General features: G+C 62.6%; 23 protein-coding genes. 18 read left to right on the top strand and 5 right to left on the bottom strand.

Annotated elements, in window-relative coordinates; all coding sequences use genetic code 11:
• The first annotated feature begins 19 nt into the window (after positions 1-19).
• The 5 genes from J5M58_RS06855 to J5M58_RS06835 all read left to right on the top strand — a co-directional run bounded on the left by J5M58_RS06855 (position 20) and on the right by J5M58_RS06835 (position 4,244).
• Positions 20-361: a tryptophan synthase subunit beta gene (locus J5M58_RS06855; RefSeq protein WP_112251153.1), complete on the top strand. Its 342-nt coding sequence runs from the start codon at positions 20-22 to the stop codon at positions 359-361.
• Between the two features lie 197 nt (positions 362-558).
• A complete protein-coding gene (locus J5M58_RS06850) occupies positions 559-1,458 on the top strand; it encodes a TauD/TfdA family dioxygenase (RefSeq protein WP_112251155.1) in 900 nt (299 codons plus the stop codon).
• Between the two features lie 18 nt (positions 1,459-1,476).
• The gene (locus tag J5M58_RS06845; RefSeq protein ID WP_207877648.1) at positions 1,477-2,496 is read left to right on the top strand and encodes an ABC transporter substrate-binding protein; all 1,020 of its coding nucleotides are present in this window, start codon (positions 1,477-1,479) and stop codon (positions 2,494-2,496) included.
• 6 nt (positions 2,497-2,502) lie between these two features.
• Entirely contained in the window at positions 2,503-3,366 is an 864-nt protein-coding gene (locus tag J5M58_RS06840) for an ABC transporter ATP-binding protein (protein ID WP_112251159.1), read from the top strand.
• Between the two features lie 14 nt (positions 3,367-3,380).
• Positions 3,381-4,244 (top strand): ABC transporter permease, encoded by an 864-nt coding sequence (locus J5M58_RS06835; protein WP_207877646.1) that lies wholly within the window; start codon positions 3,381-3,383, stop codon positions 4,242-4,244.
• A gap of 119 nt (positions 4,245-4,363) precedes the next feature.
• Here J5M58_RS06835 and J5M58_RS06830 read toward each other — a convergent pair whose 3' ends face one another.
• On the bottom strand, positions 4,364-4,924 hold the full coding sequence (locus J5M58_RS06830) for a WYL domain-containing protein (RefSeq protein WP_207877644.1): 561 nt from the start codon (positions 4,922-4,924) through the stop codon (positions 4,364-4,366).
• Between the two features lie 207 nt (positions 4,925-5,131).
• On the opposite strand from J5M58_RS06830, the gene J5M58_RS06825 reads away from it, so the two are divergent.
• The 10 genes from J5M58_RS06825 (at position 5,132) to J5M58_RS06780 (ending at position 13,247) form a co-directional block, all read left to right on the top strand.
• Positions 5,132-5,926, top strand: coding sequence for a tetratricopeptide repeat protein (locus tag J5M58_RS06825; RefSeq protein ID WP_112251165.1), 795 nt, complete (start codon positions 5,132-5,134; stop codon positions 5,924-5,926).
• Positions 5,927-6,160: 234 nt separating this feature from the next.
• Positions 6,161-6,613, top strand: coding sequence for a MarR family winged helix-turn-helix transcriptional regulator (locus tag J5M58_RS06820; protein ID WP_112251167.1), 453 nt, complete (start codon positions 6,161-6,163; stop codon positions 6,611-6,613).
• Positions 6,610-8,697 (top strand): FUSC family protein, encoded by a 2,088-nt coding sequence (locus J5M58_RS06815; protein WP_015268530.1) that lies wholly within the window; start codon positions 6,610-6,612, stop codon positions 8,695-8,697. The genes J5M58_RS06820 and J5M58_RS06815 overlap by 4 nt, the downstream gene beginning before the upstream one ends.
• Complete coding sequence (locus J5M58_RS06810; protein ID WP_003255905.1) at positions 8,694-8,906, top strand: DUF1656 domain-containing protein; 213 nt, start codon at positions 8,694-8,696, stop codon at positions 8,904-8,906. Before J5M58_RS06815 ends, J5M58_RS06810 begins: the two co-directional genes overlap by 4 nt.
• On the top strand, positions 8,903-9,778 hold the full coding sequence (locus tag J5M58_RS06805; protein ID WP_023662453.1) for an HlyD family secretion protein: 876 nt from the start codon (positions 8,903-8,905) through the stop codon (positions 9,776-9,778). The genes J5M58_RS06810 and J5M58_RS06805 overlap by 4 nt, the downstream gene beginning before the upstream one ends.
• Positions 9,775-11,193, top strand: coding sequence for an efflux transporter outer membrane subunit (locus tag J5M58_RS06800; protein ID WP_112251171.1), 1,419 nt, complete (start codon positions 9,775-9,777; stop codon positions 11,191-11,193). The genes J5M58_RS06805 and J5M58_RS06800 overlap by 4 nt, the downstream gene beginning before the upstream one ends.
• Positions 11,194-11,720: 527 nt before the next feature.
• The gene (locus tag J5M58_RS06795; protein WP_112251173.1) at positions 11,721-12,047 is read left to right on the top strand and encodes a type II toxin-antitoxin system RelE/ParE family toxin; all 327 of its coding nucleotides are present in this window, start codon (positions 11,721-11,723) and stop codon (positions 12,045-12,047) included.
• A 13-nt stretch (positions 12,048-12,060) separates the two neighbouring features.
• Entirely contained in the window at positions 12,061-12,345 is a 285-nt protein-coding gene (locus J5M58_RS06790) for a helix-turn-helix domain-containing protein (RefSeq protein WP_003260206.1), read from the top strand.
• Positions 12,346-12,723: 378 nt separating this feature from the next.
• Positions 12,724-12,999, top strand: coding sequence for a hypothetical protein (locus J5M58_RS06785; protein ID WP_112251175.1), 276 nt, complete (start codon positions 12,724-12,726; stop codon positions 12,997-12,999).
• Positions 12,996-13,247, top strand: coding sequence for a DUF3077 domain-containing protein (locus J5M58_RS06780; protein WP_023662451.1), 252 nt, complete (start codon positions 12,996-12,998; stop codon positions 13,245-13,247). The genes J5M58_RS06785 and J5M58_RS06780 overlap by 4 nt, the downstream gene beginning before the upstream one ends.
• Before the next feature lie 203 nt (positions 13,248-13,450).
• On the opposite strand, the gene J5M58_RS06775 is transcribed toward J5M58_RS06780, so the two are convergent.
• On the bottom strand, positions 13,451-13,906 hold the full coding sequence (locus tag J5M58_RS06775) for a transposase (RefSeq protein WP_112251179.1): 456 nt from the start codon (positions 13,904-13,906) through the stop codon (positions 13,451-13,453).
• A gap of 290 nt (positions 13,907-14,196) precedes the next feature.
• Here J5M58_RS06775 and J5M58_RS06770 point away from each other — a divergent pair, with 290 nt between their 5' ends.
• Complete coding sequence (locus tag J5M58_RS06770; RefSeq protein ID WP_207877641.1) at positions 14,197-16,140, top strand: FTR1 family protein; 1,944 nt, start codon at positions 14,197-14,199, stop codon at positions 16,138-16,140.
• A gap of 141 nt (positions 16,141-16,281) precedes the next feature.
• Here the strand turns inward: J5M58_RS06770 and J5M58_RS06765 are convergent, their stop codons facing one another.
• A complete protein-coding gene (locus J5M58_RS06765) occupies positions 16,282-16,527 on the bottom strand; it encodes a TIGR02647 family protein (protein ID WP_015268535.1) in 246 nt (81 codons plus the stop codon).
• A gap of 70 nt (positions 16,528-16,597) precedes the next feature.
• Complete coding sequence (locus J5M58_RS06760; RefSeq protein ID WP_207877639.1) at positions 16,598-16,900, bottom strand: hypothetical protein; 303 nt, start codon at positions 16,898-16,900, stop codon at positions 16,598-16,600.
• Positions 16,901-17,047: 147 nt separating this feature from the next.
• Here J5M58_RS06760 and J5M58_RS06755 point away from each other — a divergent pair, with 147 nt between their 5' ends.
• Positions 17,048-17,710, top strand: coding sequence for a glutathione S-transferase (locus tag J5M58_RS06755; protein WP_207877637.1), 663 nt, complete (start codon positions 17,048-17,050; stop codon positions 17,708-17,710).
• A 124-nt stretch (positions 17,711-17,834) separates the two neighbouring features.
• On the opposite strand, the gene argH is transcribed toward J5M58_RS06755, so the two are convergent.
• Complete coding sequence (gene argH / locus J5M58_RS06750; protein WP_112251186.1) at positions 17,835-19,229, bottom strand: argininosuccinate lyase; 1,395 nt, start codon at positions 19,227-19,229, stop codon at positions 17,835-17,837.
• A 295-nt stretch (positions 19,230-19,524) separates the two neighbouring features.
• On the opposite strand from argH, the gene J5M58_RS06745 reads away from it, so the two are divergent.
• Positions 19,525-20,268 carry a LytTR family DNA-binding domain-containing protein gene (locus tag J5M58_RS06745; protein WP_015268539.1) on the top strand — a complete coding sequence of 248 codons (744 nt, stop codon included), beginning with the start codon at positions 19,525-19,527 and terminating at the stop codon, positions 20,266-20,268.
• Positions 20,269-20,360 lie beyond the last annotated feature (92 nt).

The raw sequence follows: 20,360 nt of genomic DNA, 5'->3' as shown, positions 1-20,360 counted from the left end.
CGTGACGAGGGACACCGCCATGTTCTACGTGCAACGCGATGCCGCCGGCCAGTTGCGGCGGGTAGAAGCGGCCGCTTTCGACGAGTTCACCGAAATGCTCCCCGCCGACCATGCCGATATCCAGGAATGGTTTGCCGATGATGTCGTGGAAAACAGCCTCAACCAGCTCAAGCAAAGCGACCTCGACATGATCCGCGTGCTCGAGGACCTGATCGATGTACTGACCGCCAAGGGTGTGTTCAACATCACCGATCTGCCCGCTGGCGCGCAGGCCAAGCTGCTCAACCGCTCCAAGGCGCGCAAGGCGCTCAGCAGCCTGACCAACCTCATTGAAGAAGAAGAGCACGGCGGGTTGATCTGATCACCGGCGAGCAAATACCGGTGCTATGGTTATTCTCTAAAGGTATTTAAATTATTGCTCTTATGACTTTATAGTCACTGCCACTGCGTACCCGTCGACCAATCGATGCGCCGCACGACTTGAACCCACACGGGAAATCCCCGTGCGTTTCTGATCGTTGCGCGCCATTGAAGTCGCGCACTGCGTGGGAGTGAAAAATGTCAGCCGCCTCGAACGCCTTGTCGATCATCGACAGCGCCCAGCCGCAACACTTCGAAATCCGCCCGTTCTCCGGCGCCGTAGGCGCCGAGATCATCGGCCTGGACCTGGCCATACCAGTCAACGCCGAGGATTTCGCCCGTATCCATCGCGCCCACCTCGACCACCATGTGCTGGTGTTCCGCGACCAGCGCATCAGCCCCGACCAGCAGATCGCCTTCAGCCGCCGTTTTGGTCCGTTGCAGATCCACGTGCTCAAGCAGTTCCTGCTCGCCGGCCACCCCGAGATCCTGATCGTTTCCAACATCATTGAAAACGGCCAGAACATCGGCCTGGGTGATGCCGGCAAGTTCTGGCACTCGGACCTGTCGTACAAGGAACTGCCCAGCCTCGGCTCCATGCTGCATGCCCAGGAGCTGCCCGACGAGGGCGGCGATACGCTGTTCGCCGACATGCACAAAGCCTGGGATGCCGTACCCGCGGCCCTGCGCAAGGTTGTCGAAGGCCGCAGTGCTGCGCACTCTTACACCGCCCGCTACGCCGAGACCAAGTTCGAAGGCAACTGGCGTCCGTCCCTGACCGCCGAGCAGCTGGCGCAGGTACAGGAAGTCATCCACCCGGTGGTTCGTACCCACCCGGAAAACGGCCGCAAGGCGCTGTTCGTCAGCGAGGGCTTCACCACCCGCATCGTCGGCCTGCCAGACGACGAAAGCCGCGACGTGCTGCAACAGCTGTACGCCCTGAGCGTGCTGGAGCAGAACATCTACCGCCACCAGTGGCAGCCCCACGACCTGGTGTTCTGGGACAACCGCTCGCTGATCCACCTGGCCACCGGCTGCCCTGCACACCTGCGGCGCAAGCTTTACCGCACCACCATCCAGGGCGATGCCCCGTTCTGACGACTGAGGAAACCCATCATGCGTAAATCCATCAGCCGCCTGGCGGCAAGCATCGGCCTGGGCGCAAGCCTGGTTGTCGGCAGCCTGGCGGCCCCCGCCGCGGCCCAAGCAGAAGGCAAGATTCGCATCGCCGAGCAGTTCGGCATTGTCTACCTGCTGCTGAACGTAGTACGTGACCAGCATCTGATCGAAAAGCATGGCAAGGAGCAGGGCATCGACATCGAAGTCGATTGGGCCCAGCTGTCGGGTGGTTCGGCCATCAACGACGCCCTGCTATCCGGTTCGGTTGACATCGCCGGCGCTGGCGTCGGCCCACTGTTGACCGTGTGGGACCGCACCAAGGGCCGACAGAACGTCAAGGCCGTCGCCTCGCTGGGCAACTTCCCGTACTACCTGGTCAGCAGCAACCCCAACGTGAAGACCATTGCCGACCTCTCCGACAAAGACCGCATCGCCGTGCCGGCGGTAGGCGTTTCGGTGCAGTCGCGCTTCCTGCAGTATGCCGCCGCCCAGCAATGGGGCGACAAGGAATACAACCGCCTCGACAAGTACACCCTGGCCGTGCCGCATCCGGATGCCACTGCCGCGCTGCTGGCCGGCGGCACCGAACTCAACGGGCACTTCTCCAACCCGCCGTTCCAGGACCAGGTGCTGGCCAACAAGAACGTGCATGTGGTGCTCAACAGCTACGACCTGCTTGGCCCCAACTCGCCGACCTTGCTGTTCGCCACCGAGAAATTCCGCAAGGACAACCCCAAGACCTACAAGGCCTTCGTCGATGCGCTGACCGAAGCCGCAGACTTCGCCCAGAAGGACAAGGCAGCCGCCGCCGACACCTACATCCGCGTGACCAAGGCCAAGATCGACCGCGACACGTTGATCAAGCTGATCGACAACCCGCAGTACGAATTCACCATCACGCCAAAGAACACCTACAAGCTGGCCGACTTTCTCTATCGGGTAGGCGCCATCAAGCACAAGCCGGAATCGTGGAAGGACTACTTCTTCCAGGATGAACGCCCGCTGCAGGGGAGCTGACCGATCATGACCGCCCCATTGCCAGGCCACACGGCCAGCAACCTGAGCCGTGTCGCAACGCCACCTTTGCTCAAGGTGGATAATCTCAGCCTCGAATACCGCACCGCGCAACGCGTAGTACGGGCCACTCACCAGGTCAGCTTCGAAGTCGACCGTGCCGACCGCTTCGTGCTGCTCGGCCCCTCCGGGTGCGGCAAGTCCACTTTGCTAAAGGCCGTGGCCGGGTTCATCTCGCCCCAGGAAGGGCAGATTCTGCTGCAAGGTCAGCCAGTCAGCGGCCCAGGCCCCGACCGCATCGTGGTGTTCCAGGAGTTCGACCAGTTGCCGCCGTGGAAGACGGTGAAGCAGAACGTCATGTTCCCTCTGCTGGTGTCGGGCCAGCTGAAACGCGCCGAAGCCGAAGAGCGAGCGCTGCATTACCTGGAAAAAGTCGGCCTGGCAGCCTTTGCCGATGCCTACCCGCATACCCTGTCGGGCGGGATGAAGGCGCGCGTGGCGATCGCTCGTGCCCTGGCCACGCAGCCGAAGATCCTGCTGATGGACGAACCGTTCGCGGCACTTGATGCGTTAACCCGGCGCAAGATGCAGGAAGAGTTGCTGCTGCTGTGGGAAGAGGTGCGTTTTACCCTGCTGTTCGTTACCCACTCGATCGAAGAAGCACTGGTGGTCGGCAACCGCATCCTGCTGCTGTCGCCACACCCGGGGCGGGTGCGGGCCGAAGTGCACAGCCACCAGTACGACCTGGGCAGCCTGGGTGGCAGCGACTTCCAGGCCAGTGCCCGGCGTATCCATCGTTTGCTGTTCGATGAGGCGGACAGCCCCGAACAGCCCGACGATCTTGGTTTCAACGATATCCGTATCGCCTACTGACAGGAGCTTCAGCCATGACCACTACACCTGTACGCCAGGAATACGAGGTGCAGCTGGAGCCTTTGCTCAGTGTGCCTGTGGAACGCAACCTGCCGTTGGCTCAGCGCCTGTGGCAGCACGGCTGGCTGCGCAAGGCGGTCATCCTGCTGGCGATCGCAGCGCTATGGGAGGCCATCGCCCGCTATCAGGGCAACGACCTGCTGCTGCCGACCTTCGTGCAGACGGCCACGGCGCTGTGGGACAGCCTGCTCAGCGGTGAGTTGCCGGACAAGGTTGGCGTGTCGCTGGTGATTCTGCTCAAGGGTTATTTGCTGGGGATCATCCTGGCCTTCGGCCTCACCAGCCTGGCAGTGTCGACCCAGCTTGGGCGCGATCTGCTGGGCACCCTGACCTCGATGTTCAATCCGTTGCCGGCGATTGCCCTGTTGCCCTTGGCCTTGCTGTGGTTCGGGCTGGGTGACAACAGCCTGATCTTCGTGCTGGTGCACTCGGTACTTTGGGCGTTGGCGCTGAACACCTATGCGGGCTTTCTCGGGGTGTCCGAGACCCTACGCATGGCGGGACGCAACTACGGCCTGAAGGGGCTGCGGCTGGTGCTGCATATCCTTGTCCCCGCAGCGCTACCGTCGATCCTGTCGGGGCTGAAGATCGGCTGGGCGTTCGCCTGGCGCACACTGATCGCTGCCGAGCTGGTGTTCGGGGCCAGCAGTGGTAAAGGCGGGTTGGGCTGGTACATCTTCCAGAACCGCAACGAGCTGTACACCGACAAGGTGTTTGCCGGGTTGGCGGTGGTGATCCTGATCGGCTTGCTGGTGGAAGGGCTGGTGTTCAATACCCTGGAGCGGCTGACGGTACGGCGCTGGGGGATGCAGCGCTAGCCAGTAAGCCTGCACCGGCCTCTTCGCGGGTAAACCCGCTCCCACAGGATTTCCATCGGCCTTGAGAGCGGTGCAGTACCTTGTGGGAGCGGGTTTACCCGCGAAGAGGCCGGTACAGGCTAAAAATTCAAATACTGCGCAGCCGCATTGCTCAGGATCTTGCCAATTTCCTCGCGCAATCCGGCTGGCTGTTCCACCACCACCCCATCCCCATGGCTCAACAGCCACCAGCGCAGCGGCCAGCCATCACTTACCATGGCCTGCAACCGATGCCCGTGCTCCAACGCCGTCAGCTGCATGTCGCTACTCAACGGCGCAACCCGCAACTGCCGTGCCAGCGTATCGCTGATCCGCGCCACCAACTCCACCCCCTCACCCCGAGCCGGTTGCAGCGCATCACCGCGCAGGTGCGTCAACAAGTCGAAATTGCCGCGCAAGTCGCCCACTGCGCTTGCCGACCAGTGCCAGCCAAACGGGATGCTCTTGTCATTGCGTTCCAGCGGAAATATCAACGACAGTTCATTGAGATCACGTTCGACAGTGCGTTTGCTGACAGTGAAGCCCACGTCACGCAGGCGCCAGACCAGTTCGGCGCTGGTAATGCCTGGGGAACGGCTGGGCAGCTGACGCAACAGCGCCCACTGTCGGCTGAGGGTGGCGCGAGTGGTGGCGAACGGCAAAAGGTAACGTCCTTGTCTAGGCTTGCCGCAACAGGATGGCGGCAGGCGTGGGGCATGGCAATTGGCCACAGCCTGCTCAGATCAAGGAAGTCGCATTTGGTTGCCTGGTGCCGAATCGTTCGCGACAGGTTTTGACGTTACGTCACGCAGAATCACGCCTCATCACAGCCGAAGGTTGGGGTTGTGTGTCGTTCAATGAGGATGAACATGTCTGCTGCCAGCAATATCCATTCGCTGCTTGCCCGCCTTCTGCCCGAGCGGGTGATCGCCCCACCGGCCGCTGTCGGAAGGCGACAGCGGCTGTTTGCCGGGATAGGCTTGCCCAGCCAGCGCTCGCTGCTGGTCAGCCGCCTGGACGAAGCCAGCGACTTGCAGGCGGTGTACAGCGACCTGCGCCGCCAGGCCTTGCAAGGCAACGTGGCAGCGCTCAACGACCTTGGCTGGATCTGGCTCAATGGCAAATACTGGCGCGCCGACACCGTATTGGCTGGCCACCTGTTGCGCATGGCGGCCCTGCAAGGCCATGCCGCGGCATGGTTCAACCTTGGGCAGCAACATTACTTCGGCAAAGGCATCGAGCCCTCTTACCTGCAGGCGGCGGAGTGCTACCGGCAGGCTTTCGAGCGGGGCATGCTGCATGCCGCTGCCGCGCTGGGTGACCTGTACGAGGAAGAGGTGTGTGATGGCGGCCTGCAGTGGCAGGTCGACCTGGTGGAGGCTTACCAGTGGTTCTTGCGCGGGGCCGAGCGGGGTGAGGCACGCTGCCGTTTCGAGGTAGGTTACCGGTTGATGCACGGGCTGTACGTGGAGGCTGATCTCAAGGCCGCGTTGTACTGGCTGGAGCTGGCGGCTGCGGCGGGGGTAGTGCAGGCGGCCGAAGAGCTGGCGGTGCATTTCAGCAGCCGTGACGAGGGCCGCTATCAGGAGTGGCGTGACCGGGCGGTGCAGATGGGCAGCACACTGGCCTTGACCATGAAGCTGGAAGACCAGATACAGCCTTGAATTCTTTGTTGTCTGTCCGGGCCTCTTCGCGGGTAAACCCGCTCCCACAGGTACTGTGCATGGCTTGAATCCTGTTCAGCATCTGTGGGAGCGGGTTCACCCGCGAAGAGGCCGGCACAGTCAGGCCATAACCCCAGCATGAACAACAATTCATCCATGCCTCCGGTTGACGACAGGGGGAGGCACAGGCGTATATTGATAGTTAGCAAACTATGAATATCCTTGGTTCCTGTCATGTCCCTTGATCTCCTGCGCCTGCAAGTCAGCAGTGGCATGGTGGTTGCCGCTCGCCATTGGCGGCGCATCTGCCATGCCGCGCTGACCGGTTACGGCATTTCCGAGGCCTGTGCCGCGCCGCTGCTGATGATCGTGCGCCTGGGTGACGGTGTGCATCAGGTGGCCGTGGCCCAGGCCGCCGGCCTGGAAAGCCCGTCGTTGGTGCGCCTGCTCGACCAGTTGTGCAAGGCTGGCCTGGTATGCCGCAGCGAGGACCCGCTGGACCGCCGCGCCAAGGCCCTGAGCCTGACCGCCGAAGGCCGCACCCTGGCCGAATCCATCGAAGCCGAACTGGTGCGCCTGCGCCGCGAAGTGCTGCATGGCATCGACCAGGCGGACCTGGAAGCCGCCTTGCGCGTGCTGCGTGCCTTCGAAGCCGCCGGCCTGGGCAACACAGGCGCGGTAGCATGAGCGGTTTCTTCAGCTCGGTACCACCCGCTCGCGATTGGTTCTATGGCGTGCGTACCTTTGCCGCTTCCATGATCGCCCTGTACATCGCCCTGCTCATGCAGTTGCCGCGCCCCTATTGGGCCATGGCCACGGTGTACATCGTCTCCAGCCCGTTCCTTGGCCCCACCAGCTCCAAGGCCCTGTACCGTGCCGTGGGCACGCTGCTCGGCGCTGGCGGGGCGATTTTCCTGGTACCGCCGCTGGTGCAGTCGCCGTTGCTGCTGAGCATCGCCATCGCCCTGTGGACCGGCACCTTGCTGTTTCTTTCGCTGAACCTGCGCACCGCCAACAACTATGTGCTGATGCTGGCCGGCTACACCTTGCCGATGATTGCCCTGGCGGTGGTCGACAACCCGCTTGCTGTGTTCGACGTGGCGTCCTCCCGCGCCCAGGAAATCTGCCTGGGGATCGTGTGTGCGGCGGTGGTCGGGGCGATCTTCTGGCCACGCCGGCTGGCGCCGGTTGTAGTCGGTGCCACTGGTAGCTGGTTCACCGAGGCGATCCGCTATAGCGACACCTACCTGGCCCGCCAAGCCAGCGCAGACCAGGTTGGCGGCATGCGCGGGGCGATGGTTGCCACCTTCAACTCGCTGGAGCTGATGATCGGCCAGCTCGGGCATGAAGGCGCCGGTCCGCACACCCTGAAGAATGCCCGCGAGTTGCGCGGGCGCATGATCCACCTGCTGCCCGTGATCGATGCCCTCGACGACGCCCTGGTCGCCCTCGAAGGCCGCGCCCCGGCACAGTTCGCCCAGTTGCAACCGTTGCTCGATGCCGCCCGCGAATGGCTCAAGGGCACCGTCGACAGCGCCTCGGTCGCCCGCTGGACCGCCCTGCACGAACAGATCGAGCGCCTGCAGCCGGGCGCCGCTGCCCTCGACCAGCGCGCCGAATTGCTACTGTCCAACGCTCTGTACCGCCTGACCGAATGGGCCGACCTGTGGCAAGACTGCTGCAGCCTGCAACATGCCCTGCGCAGCGACGACTCCAAACCCTGGCGCGCGGTGTACCGCCACTGGCGCCTGGGCCGCCTGACGGCGTTCTTCGACCGTGGCCTGATGCTGTATTCGGTGGCCTCCACCGTGCTGGCGATCGTTGTCGCCTGTGGCCTTTGGATCGGTCTGGGCTGGAACGACGGCGCCAGCGCAGTGATCCTCGCCGCCGTGTCGTGCAGCTTCTTCGCCGCCATGGACGACCCGGCGCCGCAGATCTACCGGTTTTTCTTCTGGACGCTGATGTCGGTCATCTTCTCCAGCCTGTACCTGTTCCTGGTGCTGCCCAACCTGCACGATTTCCCGATGCTGGTGCTGGCCTTCGCCGTGCCGTTCATCTGCGTTGGCACCCTGACCGTGCAGCCGCGTTTCTACCTGGGTACCTTGCTGACCATCGTCAACACCTCGACCTTCATCAGCATCCAGGGCGCCTACGATGCTGACTTCTTCACTTTCCTCAATTCCAACCTCGCCGGCCCCGTGGGGCTGCTGTTCGCCTTCATCTGGACCTTGGTGATGCGCCCGTTCGGCGTGGAGCTGGCGGCAAAGCGCATGACCCGCTTCGCCTGGCGCGACATCGTTGAAATGACCGAGCCGGCCACCCTGGCCGAGCACCGCCAGGTCGGTGTGCAGATGCTCGACCGCCTGATGCAGCACCTGCCGCGCTTGTCGCAAACCGGGCAGGACAGCGGCGTGGCACTGCGCGACCTGCGGGTGGGGTTGAACCTGCTCGACCTGCTGGCCTACATGCCGCGTGCCGGGCAGCAGGCTCGTGAGCGGCTGAACACGGTAGTCGAGGAAGTCGGCGCGCACTACGCTGCCTGCCTGCGCGCCGGCGAGCGCCTGCACGCCCCGGCCGCGCTGCTGCGCAACATGGAGCGCGCGCGCCTGGCGCTGAACCTGGATGAGCTGTACGAGCGCGGCGATGCCCGCACCCACCTGCTGCACGCACTGAGCGGCCTGCGCCTGGCACTGCTGCCGGGCGTGGAGGTGATGCTCGAGCCAGCCGAACAACCGCAACTGCCCCCCGGCCTCGACGGAGCACCCCTGTGATCGGTGAACTGGATATCAGTGGGGTATTCCTGCCCACGCTGCTGGTGATGATGTTTGGCACCTACCTGCTGTTCCTCGGGGTGCACGCGGTGCTGGTGCGCCTGCATTTCTACCGCCTGGTCTGGCACCGGGCGTTGTTCAACGTTGCCCTGTATGCCGTGCTGCTTGGCGCGGTGGACCACTTTTGCCGAAACCTGATGCTGCCATGAAAAAACCTTTGCTGACCCTGGGCCGTGTGGTCCTGACCTTGCTGGTAGTGACCTTCGCCGCCGTGCTCGTGTGGCAGATGGTGGTGTACTACATGTTCGCCCCCTGGACCCGCGACGGTCACATCCGCGCCGACGTGATCCAGATTGCTCCGGACGTATCCGGGCTGATCCAGAAGGTCGAGGTGCGTGACAACCAGACCGTCAAGCGCGGCGATGTGCTGTTCACCATCGATCAGGACCGCTTCACCCTGGCCCTGCGCCAAGCCAAGGCGACCCTGGGTGAACGCCAGGAAACCCTGGCCCAGGCCACCCGCGAAGCGCAGCGCAACCGCAAGCTTGGCAATCTGGTGGCCGCCGAACAGGTGGAAGAAAGCCAGTCCCGCGAGGCCCGTGCCCGTTCGGCCGTCAGCGAAGCACAGGTGGCCGTCGATACCGCCCAGCTCAACCTCGACCGCTCGGTGGTGCGCAGCCCGGTGGACGGTTACCTGAACGACCGAGCACCGCGTAATCACGAATTCGTCACCGCCGGCCGCCCGGTGCTGTCGGTGGTCGACAGCGCCTCGTACCACGTCGATGGCTACTTCGAGGAAACCAAGCTTGGCGGTATCCACATCGGCGATGCCGTGGACATTCGCGTCATGGGCGACAACACCCGCCTGCGTGGCCATGTGCAAAGCTTTGCCGCCGGCATCGAAGACCGCGACCGCAGCAGTGGTGCCAACCTGTTGCCCAACGTCAACCCGGCATTCAGCTGGGTGCGCCTGGCCCAGCGTATTCCGGTGCGCATCGCCTTTGATGAAGTGCCGCAAGACTTCCGCATGATTGCCGGGCGAACCGCCACGGTGTCGATCATCGAGGGCCAGCGCCCATGAAACAGCTGATCCTGGCGGGGCTGTGCCTGTCGTTGGGGGCCTGCATGATGGTCGGCCCCGACTATGAGGTGCCGAAGGACGCGGCGGTGCAACGCAGCGAGCTCAACGGCCCGCTGCGCCAGGATGCCGACAGCGTGGTATCGGCACCGGTGCCTGAGGACTGGTGGCAGCTGTATCAGGATCAACGGCTGAACGAGCTGGTGCGCCAGGCCCTGAGTGCCAACACCGACCTGCGCGTGGCTGCCGCCAACATTGCCAAGGCGCGCGCCCAGGTCGAAGTGGCTGAGTCGCAAGGTGGCTTCAACGGCGGCGTCAAACTTGGCGCCCAGCGCCTGCAGGAATCGGGCGAGGCCTTCCTGCTGCCAGAGAAAGTGCCGGTGGCCAACATCGGCGAGGCCATCATCAGTGCCTCGTACCAGTTCGACCTGTGGGGTACTTTCAAGCGTGGCACCGAGGCGGCCAAGGCCAATGCCGACGCAGTGCAGGCCGCCGCCGATACCGCCCGCATCACCCTGGTGGCGGATGTGGTCAAGGCCTACACCCAGGTGTGCTCGGCCAACGAGGAATACCACATTGCCCGCGAGTCGCTCGACCTGCAGGAGCAGAGCGTGAAGCTCAACCAGCGCTTGCGCGATGCTGGCCGTGGCGACGAAACCCAGGTCACCCGCTCGCAGACCCAGTTCAAATCGTTGCGTGCCGAGCTGCCACGCTTCAAGGCGGAGCGCGAGACCGGCATGTATACCCTGGCTGCCTTGTTGGCAAAACCGGTCGATCAGTTGCCTGCCGGCACTGCCGATTGTGCCGAGCTGCCACACCTGAACCAGCTGGTGCCGGTGGGCGATGGCGCCGCGCTGCTCAAGCGCCGCCCAGATGTGCGCCAGGCCGAACGCCAGCTTGCCGCTGCCACTGCCTACATCGGCGTGGCCACCGGCGCCCTGTACCCCGACATCAGCATCGGCGCCCAGGTTGGCACCATTGGTATCCTCGAAAACCTTGGCGAGCCGGCGACCAACCGCTGGGGCTTTGGCCCGCAGATCAGCTGGACCATTCCCACCAACGGCACCCGTGCCCGCATTCGCATGGCCGAAGCCTCGACCCAGGCAGCCCTGGCGAATTTTGATGGGGTGGTGCTGAACGCCATTCGCGAGACCCAGACCCGCCTGGCGCAGTACAGCGCCCTGCTGGACCGGCGTGACGCGCTGGCCGAGGCGGAGAAGTCGGCCAAGGAAGCGGCGGACCAGACGCACCGGTATTACCAGGCGGGGCGTGAATCGTTCCTGGCCGACCTGCAGGCGACGCGCACCTACACCGATATGCGCGCGCAGCTGGCAGCGGCCAATAGTCAGGTGGCTCAGGGGCAGATTGGTGTGTTCCTGGCGTTGGGTGGGGGGTGGAAGGACACCGCCAAGCCTTGAGGCCCAATCGCCGGCAAGCCAGCTCCCACAGGTACTCCACCGCTTTTGAGACCTGTGGTTCACCTGTGATAGCCGGCTTGTGCATGCCTTGAAATTGGTACGGACCATGGGAGAGCTGGCTTGCCGGCGATCGAGGGCAAAGCCCTCGCCCAGGTTCTAGAGCTGGAAGACATTTCCGAACCAGAAACCAAATGCTTCAGTTCGAACGCCCTGTCGAATTATCCTACAGCACCTCTCGGAAGGTGCTGTCTTGGCTGGGAAGCACACCAGGTTTAATGTCCTTGGCTCGCCTTTTCAGGTGAGTTGCCTCACTTCTGTTGCCCATTCCTTTCTGTTTATTCGTTGTCGATAAAGGACATTTACAGGCTTGATGTTATATCGGTATCGATATAATTTGTGTGCAGGCTCCTGAAATCTGTGCATTGCCATGTACGCCAGAAAGGTGCAGCGGCATGACCAAACACACGGGTGAGGCATGAGGCGCAAGCGCAGCTGGCGATTGGAGCGATGGCGAAGGGGTATGCGGCATGTGGGACGGTCAGAAGCCTATCGAATGGGTAGGCGGCAGCAAGGATGATGTGCGCAGGTTTCCACCAGCGGCGAGGCAGCGGGCTGGGTATCAGCTGGACTTGATCCAGTCCGGTGAAGAACCTACCGACTGGAAGCCGATGGAGAATGTGGGGCAGGGTGTGCGGGAGATCCGCATCAAGTGTCAAGACGGTGCTTTTCGCGTGTTCTATGTTGTGAACCGCCCGGAGGCTGTCTATGTCCTGCATGCATTCCGCAAGACAACTGAAAAGACGGATAAGCGCGATATTGATGTGGCGAAAGCCCGTTTCAAGTCGCTGGACTGAGAGGTGATCAACAATGGCGAATGAACGCTCGGCATCTGTATGGGACGCGTTGGCTGATACGCCAGAAGAGGCCGACAACCTTCGGCTGCGCTCGCAGTTGATGCGTATTTTGGTCAAGACGGTGCGTGCCTGGGATCTACCTCAGAAGGATGCGGCGCGTCGGCTACATGTCACTCAACCGCGCTTGAGTGAGCTTTTGAATGGGAAGATTGACAAGTTTTCCCTGGATGCCCTGGTAAATCTGCTGGCCAATGCCGATCTGGAAGTGGATTTCACGGTGAAGGAAAAGCTCGCCTGAATCGGTGGCTGGACCATGAGGGCCAGGCCTTGCCGTTTTCAACCCGCACCGAACTGAGGCGTCGTAAGACATTTCCGAACCTGAAACCAAATGCTTCAGTTCGGATGCCCTGTCGAATTATCCTACAGCGCCTGTCGGAAGGTGCTGTCTTGGCTGGAAAGTGTTCCCGGAATACTGTCGTCGGGTCGCCTCGCAAGGCGATCGGGCGTGAGACACCCGGATTTCATTCGGTAGCACCGCTTTATGGCGGTCGTGTGCGGACAGGCTTCGGCCTGGCCGGGGTTACCGTATGTCCCGTGTCTCACACCGTGCACGACTGCCACCCAACTTCGTGAGACAAGGAGGAGAGCAGTTCAATCCCCCATACGGAGTTCTGCCATGAACAAGCTCGTCCCCGATCCACCAGTTACCGATCTGCTTCTGCTCGACCCTCCCGCGCTCTCACTAATCGATCCTCTCAGCCCCAAAGACTGCGAAGAGCTGATCAGCGCTCTCACCCTGACGATCGACCACACCACCATAGTCCTGCTCGACAACCCTCCCGGCGACACGCGCAATGCCATGGGCATGAATATTCGATTGCTCTGCCGCCTGATCAATGCCGTGTGCGACCGCACCCATGCAACCCGCCACGATCAAGGAGCGACCCGATGAGCGATGATCCAAGAGACTCTGCAACCGCAGGTGTGGAAACCTTCGACTTGTTCCGCCTGCAGCCAAATGTGCCGTTCAGCCATGCTTTCTCGCAGCTATCTGTGCTGCTGGGCTGTATACGCCACCTGACCACCGAAGCGGAAATGGAAAACGACCGCATTGCAGGTAGCGCTGCGCGGATACTAAGCGAGATGGCCAAGGCCTTGATCGATGATATGGAGCGGGGGATGAACAAGGTTCTTCAATAACCCTAAAGACCCCGGGGCCGCTATGCGGCCCATCGCCGGCAAGCCAGCTCCCACACCTGTACGCCACTGCTATCGAGTCCTGTGACTTACCTGTGTGGCTTGCCGGCGATGAGGCCCAGACAGGTCAGCGCCTGCCACAGGCCTGATGAGTACTCTGTGGGAGCTGGCTTGCCGGCGATAGGGCCCTGACAGGCAAAGCCCCATCAAAGCCAAATTGCATCCCAATGCGGATAATCCCCAACCCTCGCGACCAATCCTGCCCGCTTCGGATTCATGACAATGTACCGCGCCACCGCCTGCACATTCTCCTCCCGGCGCAATGCCCGGTCATGAAATCCCTTCTGCCAGAGCTGGCCGCTTCGCCCTTGATACCTGTTGATCATCATGGTGCTGCGAGATTTCACCCTGCGCATCAAGCGCTTCAGGCTGCCCGGTCCAAGCTCGACCAGCCAATGAAAGTGATCAGGCATCACCACCCAGGCCAGCGATCTTACGGCACCTTCCTCCTCAGCCTGGCGCAACTCGGCAACCAGCAAGCGGGCCGAGTGAAGGTCATTGAATATTGGGGCCCGGTCAAGGGTTGTGCTGGTAAGCAGATACAATCGACTGGTTTCCGAAAAACGGCCAAGCCGTAACTGGTCTGAGTGGGGACGATCCATGTTCCCTGTCTCCTGATGGTTTGCTCCTCAGGCTAGTGGCTATGGATCTGCGAATAACCAATCAATTGGTACCCGGTGTTTCCAGTGACATCGGCGCAGCCTTCATCGCCGGCAAACCAGCTCCCACCTCGACCGCATCTCCCTCAAGCCATGTGCAATACCTGTGGGCAGGCAACACAAGACAGAATCTCCCACAGGTTCAGCGCATTCCCCCTCTTCATCTGATTTGTAGCAAGATTTTTCATGAAATCCGCCCAGCACCCTTGAGTGAAGCAAAGTGGGAGTGAACAATGTTCTCTTTCGCATTCCCTTCGAGACTGGCCATGAAAACCCGTTCCCGTCTGCTTGCTTGGCTGCCGGTTATTTTGCTCGGCCCGGTGCTGGCGCTGTGCAGCACCCTGGCGCTGGCCGAAGCCCCCGCCGAGGCCACCAAGGCCCTGCACCTGCTGGACTACATTGGCGCCGACTACCCGCCCACCGTGCAAGACGGCAAGGTGATCGACGATGGTGAATACCGCGAGCAGCAGGAGTTCAGCGCGGTATTGGCCGACTTGGTCAAAGGCCTGCCTGCGCATGCTGAACAAGCAGCCCTGGAGCAGGGCGTCCAGGCGCTGCGCCAGGCCATCGACCAGCGCCAGGACGGCCCGGCTGTTGCCAGGCAGGCCCGCCAGCTGGGTGCGCGCCTGGCGGTGGCCTACGAGGTCAGCCAGGCTCCGGTAATTACTCCGGACCCGGCCCGCGGCGCTTCGCTGTATGCGCAAAACTGCTCGATCTGCCACGGCGAAACTGGCGCCGGCGACGGCCCGGCCGGCGTGGGCCTGGAGCCTGCACCCGCCAACCTGCGCGATGTTTCGCGCCTCGACCAGTTGAGCCTGTTCGACCTCTACAACACCCTGGCCCTGGGCATCGATGGCACCGAGATGCCTTCGTTTGCCGACCAGCTGGACGACCGCCAGCGTTGGGATGTGGCTGCCTACATCGCCAGCTTCACCGCCAAGCCAGAAGCCGGCAAAGGCGACAAGGCCTGGAACATCGCCGACCTGGCCCGCCAGACCCCGGCCGAAGTCGCCGCCAGCGAAGGTGCCACGGCCGTGGAGGCGTTCCGCGCCCAGCGCGCGCAGCCGCCGCAGGTCAAACGTGGCCCGGCGCAATTGCTCGAATACACCGCGAGCACCTTGGACAAGAGCCTGGCGGCCTACCGCGCAGGTGATCACGACCAGGCCTATGACCTGTCAGTAGCGGCCTACCTGGAAGGCTTCGAGCTGGTGGAAAGCTCGCTGGACAACATCGACACCCAGGCGCGCAAGGACACCGAAAAATCGCTGATGGCCTACCGTCAGTCGCTGCAGGACGGCTTGCCCGTGGCCCAGGCCGAGCAACGCCTGAGCGAAGCCAAGGCCAAGCTCGAGCAGGCTTCCAAACTGCTGGGCAGCGATGGCCTGAGCTGGTCGCTGAGCTTTGTATCCGGCTTGCTGATCCTGCTGCGCGAAGGCCTGGAGGCGATTCTGGTGCTGGCGGCGATCCTGGCTTTCCTGCGCAATACCGGCCAGCAGTCGGCGGTGCGCAGCGTCAACATCGGCTGGGGCCTGGCGCTGGTGGCCGGTTTCGCAACCTGGGCGCTGGCAGCCTACGTGATCGACGTTGGTGGCGCCCAGCGCGAGCTGCTGGAAGGCTGCACGGCGCTTTTCGCCGCGGTGATGGTGCTGTGGCTTGGCGTGTGGATGCACGACCGCCGCCATGCTGCCGCCTGGCAGGATTACATCAAGAGCAGCCTGGTCAGTGGTGGCGGACGTTTCGGTTTTGCCGTGCTGGCGTTCTTCTCGGTTTACCGCGAACTGTTCGAAGTGATCCTGTTCTACGAAACCCTGTGGCTGCAGGCCGGCCCAGCCGGGCACCAGGCGGTGCTGGCGGGTGGTGCCACGGCGCTGGTGCTGCTGGTGGGGTTGGCCTGGGTGATCCTGCGTGGCTCGGCCAAGCTGCCGCTGTCGCTGTTCTTCAGCATCAACGCCGCGCTGCTATGTGCCTTGTCGGTGGTGTTCGCCGGGCATGGCGTGAAGGCGTTGCAAGAGGCCGGGGTACTTGGCACGCGGCCGGTGGCGTTCTTCGAGTTCGACTGGCTGGGGGTTCACGCTGACGCCTACTCGCTTTCGGCGCAGGCGCTGGCCTTGCTGGCCATCGTGTTCCTGTACGGGCGCTCGCGCCTGGCGGAAAGGCGCAGGGCGACAGCTCACTGACCGGCCTGCTCGGTCCCTGTGGGAGCGGGTTTACCCGCGAATCAGGCGACGCGGTGTATGGCACCGGCTGCGCCGGTGTTCGCGGCTGAAGCCGCTCCCACAGGGACCGCGCAAGTTTCAAAGTTTGACCAAGTCCGCCATTCAGGCCGGCTGTGGCGCCTTGAGAATGTTCTGCAGCAACTGGACACTCTCGACAGCGTCATGACCCAGGCTGGTCAGATAGCCGCCATCAGGTTGATCGGTCAGCCCTTTTTCATGCAGGCGTTGCGCGGCGGCTACCAGGGCAGGGGAAGCGTTCTTGTGAATCTTGATGCCTTCCTGGCTGCTGTCGTGCTTGAACAGCGAAAGTACTTCCAGTTCAGCGATCAGATCGGGGGTAAAAGGCATGGCGACTCCTGACTTCCAGACAAGGATGACGGCACCGTTCTACGGTGCCTGATCTTCGAGTGTAGCCGGGTTATTCGTCCTCGCCTTGATCCATCTCAGGTGGCAGCTCGGGCAGCGCACGCAGGGCGCTCTCGTACCACTCGCGGTCGAACTCGCGGTCTTCCACCAGCATGTTGTCAATTTCGAAGGCCAGTACATGGGCCATCAGGTTGAGAATGTCTTCGCGCTCGTAACCGACCAGGGTCAGTTTGTTGAGCGTGGCTTTCGCCGCCGCCGGGTCGCCGCTTTCGATCTGGTTCTCGATGGCCTGGGTCAGCGTTGCCTCGGCGAAGGCTTCGTCGTCGTCATTGTCGATTTCGGTGGGCTCGCTCATGGCGGTACTCCTGTGATGGGATGCACAGTGTGCCACGCCCGTGGCGGCAATGCCCGGGCATTGACGGGGCGCATGACGCTGGTCAGCGGCGGGCGTACGGTCTATAAAAGCCGGGCCAACCCCTTACGGCCTGGAGGCTGTTACCTCATGCTCAAGCTTCATGGATTCTCTGTCAGCAACTACTACAACATGGTCAAGCTGGCCCTGCTGGAAAAAGGCTTGCCCTTCGAGGAAGTCACTTTCTATGGCGGCCAGGCGCCACAGGCGCTGGAAGTGAGCCCGCGAGGCAAGGTTCCGGTGCTGCAGACCGAACATGGCTTCCTCAGCGAAACCAGTGTGATCCTCGACTATATCGAGCAGACCCAGAGCGGCAAGGCGCTGCTGCCGGCCGACCCGTTCGGGCAGGCCAAGGTGCGCGAACTGCTCAAGGAAATCGAGCTGTACATCGAGCTGCCGGCGCGTACCTGCTATGCCGAGTCTTTCTTTGGCATGCAGGTCGAGCCGCTGATAAAGGAAAAAGCCCGTACCGACCTGCTGGCAGGTTTTGCCACGCTCAAGCGCAACGGCCGCTTCGCACCCTATGTAGCGGGTGAACAACTGACCCTGGCAGACCTGATGTTCTGCTTCTCGGTCGACCTGGCCTGTGCCGTGGGCAAGAAAGTGCTGAACATCGACTTCCTGGCGGACTTCCCGCAGGCCAAGGCGTTGTTGCAGCTGATGGGCGACAACCCGCACATGGCGCGGATCGTGGCGGACAAGGAGGCGGCGATGCCGGCCTTCATGGAGATGATTCGTAGCGGTAAACGCTAAGAATAGTGTTGGGGCATTCGCGGGTAAACCCGCTCCCACAGGTACAGCACTGCTTTTGAAGCCTGTGCAATACCTGTGGGAGCGGGTTCACCCGCGAACGAGGGCGAAGCCCTCGCAATGGGCCTTAACGCGAAGCCAGCAGCGCCTTGCCGCGGGCAACCGCCGCACGCACCTGCGCCGGTGCAGTACCACCAATGTGGTTACGAGCATTCACCGAGCCTTCCAGGGTCAGCACGGCAAACACGTCCTGCTCGATCTGGTCACTGAACTGGCGCAGTTCGTCCAAGCTCATCTCGGCCAGGTCCTTGCCGGTGTCGACGCCATACTTCACCGCGTGCCCCACGATCTCGTGGCAATCACGGAACGGCAGGCCACGGCGTACCAGGTAGTCGGCCAGGTCGGTAGCGGTGGAGAAACCGCGCAGGGCCGCTTCACGCATGATGGCGTGCTTGGGCTTGATTGCCGGGATCATGTCGGCAAAGGCACGCAGCGAGTCGCGCAGGGTGTCGGCGGCGTCGAACAGCGGTTCCTTGTCTTCCTGGTTGTCCTTGTTGTAGGCCAGCGGCTGGCCTTTCATCAGGGTCAGCAGGCCGGTCAGGGCGCCGAATACACGGCCGCTCTTGCCGCGTACCAGTTCCGGCACATCCGGGTTCTTTTTCTGCGGCATGATGGAACTGCCGGTGCAGAAGCGGTCTGGCAGGTCAATGAACTGGAACTGCGCGCTGGTCCACAGCACCAGCTCTTCGGAGAAGCGCGACAGGTGCATCATCGCCACGCTGGCGGCGGCGCAGAATTCGATGGCGAAGTCGCGGTCCGACACGCCGTCCAGCGAGTTGCCGGCCACGGCTTCGAAGCCCAGCAGCTTGCAGGTAAGTTCGCGGTCGATCGGGTAGGTGGTGCCTGCCAGCGCGGCGCTGCCCAGGGGCATGCGGTTGGCACGCTTGCGGCAGTCGACCAGGCGCTCGTAGTCGCGGCTGAGCATTTCGAACCAGGCCAGCAGGTGGTGGCCGAAGGTGACCGGCTGGGCAGTTTGCAGGTGGGTGAAGCCGGGCATGATGGTTTCGGCTTCACGCTCGGCCTGCTCCAGCAGGCCCTGCTGCAGGCGGGTGATTTCGGCCAGGATCAGATCGATTTCGTCGCGCAGCCAAAGGCGAATGTCGGTGGCCACCTGGTCGTTGCGGCTACGGCCGGTGTGCAGCTTCTTGCCAGTGATGCCGATACGGTCGGTCAGGCGTGCCTCGATGTTCATGTGCACGTCTTCGAGGTCGACACGCCAGTCGAAGGTGCCAGCCTCGATCTCGCCCTGGATGGTCTTCAGGCCATCGATGATGGTGTCGCGCTCGACATCGCTGAGCACGCCGACCTGCGCCAGCATGGTGGCATGGGCGATCGAACCCATGATGTCGTGGCGGTACAGGCGCTTGTCGAAATCGACCGAGGCGGTGAAACGGGCGACGAAGGCGTCGACGGGCTCACTGAAGCGGCCGCCCCAGGACTGATTGGTCTTGTCGGTGCTCATGGATTCACTCATTGCAGGCGTGAACGAAAAAGTGGCGCCGATAATAGCAGGGTTGGACTGGCTGCCGCAGGGCGCCGGTCGAGAGAAATGCCCGGAAAATGGCTGAGAAGGATTTCAAGGAATGAACGGCAGTGTTCCACGGACCGTCTACAGTTGGACAGAGGACTGGCAGTGAATCTGCCGGCCGAGTGAATCTTTGGCCATCGCACCGGTCTAGAGCGTGACCTTGTGTCGCTCGAACCATACCTGTCTACGCTATACCTGTGCGAGACTCATTCAGGAATCCAGCGCAATTATGAATGTCCTGATCGTTGATGACGAACCCCAAGGCCGTGAGCGCCTTAGCCGGCTGCTCGGCGAACTGGAGGGTTACACCGTGCTGGAGCCTAGCGCCACCAACGGCGAGGAGGCCTTGGCGCTGATCGAAAGCCTCAAGCCCGATGTGGTCCTGCTGGACATCGGCATGCCAGGCCTGGACGGCCTGCAGGTTGCTGCTCGCCTGTGCGAGCGCGAGGCGCCGCCGGCGGTGGTGTTTTGCACCGGGGACGATGAATACGGTGCCGAGGCTTTCAAGGACAGTACCCTCAGCCATGTGACCAAACCTTTCCAGGCCCAGGCCTTGCGCGATGCCTTGCGCAAGGCCGAAAAACCCAACCGCGCCCAGTTGGCGGCGCTCACCAGGCCGGCCAACGAAGGCGGCGGCCCGCGCAGCCACATCAGTGCCCGCACGCGCAAAGGCATCGAGCTGATCCCTTTGCCCCAGGTGATCTATTTCATTGCCGACCACAAGTACGTGACCTTGCGCCACGAGGCCGGGGAGGTGCTGCTCGACGAGCCGCTCAAGGCCCTGGAAGACGAGTTTGGCGAACGCTTCGTGCGTATCCACCGCAATGCGCTGGTCGCCCGTGAGCGTATCGAGCGCCTGCAGCGCACGCCGCTGGGGCATTTCCAGCTGTACCTGAAAGGCCTTGACGGCGACGCCCTGACCGTAAGCCGCCGGCATGTGGCCGGTGTGCGCAAGATGATGCAGACCCTCTGATACGGCGCCCGCATGGTAAGGGCTGCGCCCTTGTTCGCGGCTGAAGCCGCTCCCACAGGTATGGTGCCGCTCTGAAGGCAGTGATGAACCTG

The sequence above is a fragment of the Pseudomonas sp. 32_A genome (genome assembly GCF_017490905.1).
Classification (GTDB): Bacteria; Pseudomonadota; Gammaproteobacteria; order Pseudomonadales; family Pseudomonadaceae; genus Aquipseudomonas; species Aquipseudomonas inefficax.
The sequence above is the reverse complement of the archived record's forward strand: the minus strand, read 5'-3'. Positions and strand labels throughout refer to the sequence as shown.